The sequence below is a fragment of the Stenotrophomonas sp. STEN087 genome (assembly GCF_056759115.1).
Window position 1 is genome coordinate 1 of sequence record NZ_JBRRCR010000140.1, and the last position, 6,138, is coordinate 6,138.

Genomic DNA, 6,138 nt, shown 5'->3' on the forward strand with positions numbered 1-6,138 from the left:
GGTTGAGGGGGTGTGAGCGGCATGGATGCCGCGACCAAGCCCCCATGGACGGGTTTACGGCGTCCCCCTCAACCGGACCCACCCCGCCATCCCACGGAATGCAGGCTTTTGACGTTGATGTTGACGTTGCCTCGGCAGGTGCAGGGCGCAGCCCTGCCTCAGACCCCAACCCCTCACTTCTTCAGGAAGTTGTCCACCAGCAGGTGCTTCACATCATCGAAGCGGCCATTCAACACCGCCTTGGCCGCGTACAACGCCGTGCCGGCCACCTGCCTGGCCTCGATCTGCGGCGGCATCACCAGCTCCGCGCGGCTGGTATGCACATCCAGCAGCGCCGGGCCACGCTGGGCAAGGAAGTCCAGCACCGCCTCCTCCAGATCCTCGCTGCGGGTCACCGTGCGGCCGTGGAAACCGATCACCTCGGCCAGGCGGCCAAAATCGGGATTCTTCAGGTCGGTGTAGTTGTCCAGCAGGCCTTCCACCTTCTGCTCCAGCTCGACGAAATTCAGCGAGCCGTTGTTGAACACCACCACCTTGATCGGCAGGTTTTCCTGCACCGCCGTCAGCAGGTCGCCCAGCAGCATCGCCAGGCCACCATCACCGGACAGCGAGATCACCTGGCGGCCGGGGAAAGCCTTCTGCAGGCCCAGCGCCTGCGGCATCGCATTGGCCATCGTGCCGTGCAGCAGGCTGGTCAGGGTACGGCGGCGGCCGTTCACCCGGATATGGCGCAGCACCCAGACCATCGGCGAACCACCATCTGCGGTGAACAGCGCATCGTCGCTGGCGTGCTTCGACAGCAGCGCAGTCAGGTGCTGCGGATGGATCAGCTCGCCTTCGCCGGGCTGTTCTTCCTGCTCGCGCTTCTGCAGCGCCTTGTCGCGGTGGGTGATGCACTCGTCGAGGAACGTGCTGTCCTCGCGCGGCGGCAGCATCGGCAGCAGCGCATCCAGCGTCGGTGCGATATCACCGACCACGCCCAGATTGACCGGGTGGCGGCGGCCCAGATGACTGCCATCGCGGTCGACCTGGATGATCGTCGCCTTGTCCGGGTAGAACTGGCCCCAGGCGAAGTCGGCGCCGAGCAGCAGCAGCGTGTCGCACTCCATCAGCGTGTGGAAGCCCGATTCGATGCCGAAGATGCCGGTCATGCCCATGTTGTAGGGGTTGTCCGGCTCGACGAAATCCTTGGCGCGTGAGGTGTGCGCCACCGGTGCCTGCAACCGCCGGGCGAGTTCCAGCAGCTGCGCATGCGCGCCCTGGCAGCCGGCACCGGCATAGATGCCGATGCGCTTGCCCTGCCCCAGCAGCTCGGCGATGCGCTGCAGTTCGTCATCCGAGGGGCGCAGCACCGGCTGGGCGTAGTGCACCGAGAACGGCACATCGTGCTTCACCTCGGCCTCGCTGATGTCCGCGGGCAGGATCACCACCGCCACACCGCGGCGGCTGATCGCCGCCTGGCAGGCCAATGCCACCACGCGCCGCGCCTGCTCGGGGCTGTGCACCTGTTCGCAGAACACCGTGCAGCTGCCATACACCGCCTTGAAATCCACTTCCTGCGGGAATTCCATGCCCAGTTCGCTGGTGACGATCTGGCTGGCGATCAGCACCATCGGCGCGCGGTTGCGGTTGCTTTCGAAGATGCCGTTGATGAAGTGCAGGCCACCGGGTCCGCACGAGCCCGCGCAGGCAGTCAACTGCCCACTCACCAGCGAATCGGCACCGGCGGCAAACGCGGCCACCTCTTCGTGGCGCACGTGCACCCATGCGATGTCGCTGCGATGCATCGCATCGGTCACGTGGTTCAAGGTATCGCCCACGATGCCGTAACAGCGGCGGACACCCGCCTGCTGGAGGGTGTCGATGACGATCTCTGCAACGCGCTTGCTCATGGGGGCACAGCCGGTTCGGGGGAGAAACCCGAGGCTAGACCCGGCCAGGTGATGCCGCCGTGGGCAAGAAGCCGACCGCCTTGTTGAGCAAACTGCGGACCGGCGAGGCGTCAATCGTTGACGTTGATCCAACCCTCGATCGCGCCGTGCTTCGGGTTGCGGTAACGAACCTTCACCCAGCCGTCCTGCTCATCGAGCATCTCCACGCGATCGCCCTGCACAAGGTAGCGCTTGGTGCTGGCGGCACCGGGCCGGTCGAACAGGAACAGGCGCGCGGACACCACCGTGGCCTGCTGGCCACGCAGCGGTTCGCCGCTGGCGGGCGCGCTCAACCCATCGGCAATGGCACTTTCCAGCACGTGGCCGGATGCATCGTGGGTGCGCCATACCGCCAGCGGTCCCTGCTCGTCGGTCTGCTCCCACTGCAGGGCGGCATCCAGCGCATCGCCCAGCCGCAGCACGTCTTCAGAGCGGTACAGATACAGCTTCGTACCCTCGAACCGATACTGATCCGTGTACCACATCGGTCCACTGCGGCAGCTGCTGGTCAGGGTGCGCGTGGCGGCATCGACGGTCAGGCCCATCAGGCCGCCACAGTTGTCATGCCCGTGGGTTTCGGCCTGCAGCGCGCGGAAACCGCCGCTGGCCGGATCGAACCGATACACCGCCACCGCTTCGTTGACCATGCCGACCGACGCCCGCGCCACCAGCTCGGGACGCCCGTCGAAATCGACATCCTCGGCCGACAGCCGGGAATTGCCATCGGCATCGGGGGCGCCCGGCAGGCTCAGCCGTCTGCCCGAGGGCAGAAGCTGCACGTCGATGCTGCCGTCCTCGGTGACCTCGGCCTGCACGCGAACGCCGGGCGCTGCCTCGAAGCGCAACGGCGCATCGCTGTCAGCAGCCTGCGCCAGCGGCACCAGCAGGCCCGCCAGCAGCAGGCCAACCACGGATTCCCTGTGTTTCATCGTCATTCCCTGCGGCGCCAGGCTGGCGCCTCCAGGTCAGAACGATACGTCAACCGCCTGCCGCGACCACAGCACCGACTGGTGCTTGGTCTGCTGCTTCCACGCCAGGCGGATCGCTTCGATGTCGGCGCGGCGCTGCGGGCTGTCTTCATGCAGCACCACCAGCACCTTGGTGCGCAGGCGGTTGGGCGAGGCATCGCCGCGGAACAGCCACTGGCCGTAGGCATCGAACACGGTCAGGCCATCGGGGAAGCGCGGGGTCACTTCCTTGTCCAGGAACGCGCGCCACTGCGCCTCGCTGATGGTGTCGGCCTGCGGACGGTCGCCGGCACCCTGCTCCTCGCCGACGCCGAAGTACAGCTCGCTGCGCACCCAGCCCGTGCCGTTGGACGGCCGCGCGGCATCGCCCTGCATCTCGGCGGTGGCGGCGTAGGCGCTGGGTGTCTTCGAGGACAGGCTGGCGCAGCCGCTGGTGGCCAGCAGCACGGCAAAGATCAGGCCAAGGTGTTTCATGGGGGACAGCACTCCGGGGAAGGGGAAAAAGCGGGTCGAAGGGGCACGGAGGGTACACCTGCGTTTCGGTTGCGGTTGCAACCAATCACTCATGCCACGGGGGCATCAGCTGATGCGATCGGAAGCGGGGCTTGCGTCACCCCCCCTCCTCACGCCAAGATAATATATCGCTTCATCCGGATGGATGTAAGTGAAACCATCTCTCCCCCGCCCCTTCCCCACGTCGTAGTTGCTGGAGTCCGCATGTCCCCCCGCCTGTCCGCGTCGCCGCTCGGCCTCGCCATCGCGCTCGCCCTGCCCCCCGCCCTGGCCTCTGCCCAGGATGCAGCCACCAACCTGGACACGGTGATCGTCACCGGTACCCGCGCCGCCGACCGCACCGTGCTCGAATCCACCTCGCCGGTGGACGTGCTCACCGCCGAGGACATCCGCAAGGCCGGCGTGGTCAACGGCGAGCTGGGCAGTGCGCTGCAGGCCCTGCTGCCGTCGTTCAACTTCCCGCGCCAGTCCAACTCCGGCGGTGCCGACCACGTGCGTGCCGCGCAGCTGCGCGGCCTGTCGCCGGACCAGGTGCTGGTGCTGGTGAACGGCAAGCGCCGCCACCACACTGCGCTGGTCAACACCGACAGCAAGATCGGCAAGGGCACCACCCCGGTCGACTTCAACTCGATCCCGGTCAGCGCCATCAAGCGCATCGAAGTGCTGCGTGATGGCGCCGGCGCGCTGTACGGCTCCGATGCCGTGGCCGGCGTGATCAACGTGATCCTGGACAACGGCGGCGACGGCGGCGAGATCGAAGCCAGCTACGGTGCCAACCACACCGACCTCAAGCCGATCGGCCGCACCCTCACCGATGGCCAGGCCGGCAACATCAGCGCCAAGGTCGGCACCTCGCTGGGCGAGGATGGCGGTTTCCTGCGCGTGGGCCTGGAATACAAGAAGCGCAACGGCACCAACCGCGCCGGCTACGACCTGATTCCGCCGTGGGACCAGACCGATGCCAACCTGGCGCTGCAGGGCAAGCGCAACTACGTGCTCGGCGATGGCGCCAGCAAGGACATCAACCTCTGGCTGAACACCGAGATCCCGGTGGGCAAGACCGCCACGTTCTATGCGTTCGGCACCTTCAACCAGCGTGATACCGAGGGCGCGAACTACTTCCGCTACCCCGACAGCGATGCCAACTGGAAGGAGGTCTACCCGAACGGTTACCGCCCGATTTCCGAAGGCGAGAACCGCGACGTGCAGGCCGTGGCCGGCGTGCGCGGCCAGTGGGGCGAGTGGAGCTACGACGGCAGCCTGGATTACGGCCAGAACGACTTTACCTACCGCCTGCGCGACTCGATCAATGCCTCGCTGGGTCCGACCAGCCCGACCCGTTTCAAGACCGCTGATTACCAGTACGCGCAGACCGTGGGCAACCTCGACCTGAGCCGCGCGTTCTCGCAGAGCGACAGCATCACCCACACCCTGGGCCTGGGCGCGGAAGTACGCCATGAGCGCTACCAGACGCGTCCGGGTGACCCGTCCAGCTATGCAGCCGGCCCGTACACCGATCGACCGACCGGCTCGCAGGCCGGTGGCGGCCTGACCCCGCAGGATGCCGCGTCGCTGGCACGTGACGTGGCCAGCGCCTATGCCAGCCTGGCAAGCCAGTACGGCGACCACTTCTCCACCGACCTGGCCGCACGCTACGAGCACAGCGACGACTTCGGTGGCGAGCTGACCGGCAAGCTGGGCCTGCGCTACGAGTTCACCCCGGCCTTCGCCCTGCGCGGTGCCATATCCAACAACTTCCGCGCGCCGTCGCTGGCGCAGATCGGCTACGAATCCACCTCCACCGGCTACAACGCCGCTGGCCAGCTGGTGCAGGGCCGCCTGCTGTCGGTCAACAACCCGATCGCCCGCGGCCTCGGCGCGCAGGACCTGAAGCCGGAGAAATCGCTGAACACCTCGCTGGGCTTCACCAGCCGCATCGGTGAGCACTTCGACCTGTCGCTGGACTTCTTCCAGATCGACATCGACGACCGCATCGCGCTGTCGGAAAGCATCACCGGCGATGCACTGACCGACTTCGTGGCCGCCAACTACGGCGTCACCGGCCTGCAGAGCGCCAGCTTCTTCGTCAACGCCGCCGACACCCGCACCCGCGGTGCCGAGCTGGTGACCAACTGGCGCCAGGCACTGGGCGATGGCCAGCTGCTGCTGACCGGCACCTACGCCTACACCAAGACCACGCTGAAGAACGTGCTGGCCACCCCGGCCCAGCTGCAGGCACTGGATGCGGACTACGTGCTGTTCGGCATCGAAGAAACCAACACGCTGACCGACGCGACCCCGCGTACCCGTGCCAGCCTGTCGGCCGCCTGGAGCAACGACCACTGGTCGCTGAGCAGCCGCGTGAACCGCTACGGCAGTGCCACCCGCGTGTTCAACTTCGGTGATGGCTACATCCCGCGCCAGACCTACCAGGCCGAATGGCAGCTGGATGCGGAAGTGGAATACCGCTTCAACAAGCAGTGGAGCGTGGCCATCGGCGGGCAGAACCTGACGGACAACTATCCGGACAAGTCCAACGACGATATCTACTACTACGGCAACCTGCCGTACGACGTGCTGTCACCGATCGGCAGCAACGGCGCGTACTACTACGGCCGCGTGCGTTACACGTTCTGACCCAGCAGACCGGTAGTGGGGGGGGGGGGGGGGGGGGGGGGGGGGGGGGGGGGGGGGGGGGGGGGGGGGGGGGGGGGCGGGGGGGGCCG

Annotated in this window: 4 protein-coding genes; 1 reads left to right on the forward strand and 3 read right to left on the reverse strand. The window is 67.0% G+C overall.

What is annotated here, in order from left to right; translation table 11 throughout:
• Positions 1-173 precede the first annotated feature (173 nt).
• From ACVOK1_RS19925 to ACVOK1_RS19935, 3 genes are all read right to left on the reverse strand, one after another.
• Positions 174-1,892, reverse strand: a complete 1,719-nt coding sequence (locus tag ACVOK1_RS19925) for a thiamine pyrophosphate-dependent enzyme (RefSeq protein WP_481563039.1) — start codon at positions 1,890-1,892, stop codon at positions 174-176.
• A gap of 110 nt (positions 1,893-2,002) precedes the next feature.
• On the reverse strand, positions 2,003-2,860 hold the full coding sequence (locus ACVOK1_RS19930) for an XAC2610-related protein (RefSeq protein ID WP_481563040.1): 858 nt from the start codon (positions 2,858-2,860) through the stop codon (positions 2,003-2,005).
• Between the two features lie 36 nt (positions 2,861-2,896).
• The gene (locus tag ACVOK1_RS19935; protein ID WP_116863579.1) at positions 2,897-3,373 is read right to left on the reverse strand and encodes a DUF3574 domain-containing protein; all 477 of its coding nucleotides are present in this window, start codon (positions 3,371-3,373) and stop codon (positions 2,897-2,899) included.
• A gap of 243 nt (positions 3,374-3,616) precedes the next feature.
• On the opposite strand from ACVOK1_RS19935, the gene ACVOK1_RS19940 reads away from it, so the two are divergent.
• Positions 3,617-6,049 carry a TonB-dependent receptor plug domain-containing protein gene (locus tag ACVOK1_RS19940; protein WP_481563041.1) on the forward strand — a complete coding sequence of 811 codons (2,433 nt, stop codon included), beginning with the start codon at positions 3,617-3,619 and terminating at the stop codon, positions 6,047-6,049.
• The last annotated feature ends 89 nt before the right edge of the window (positions 6,050-6,138 follow it).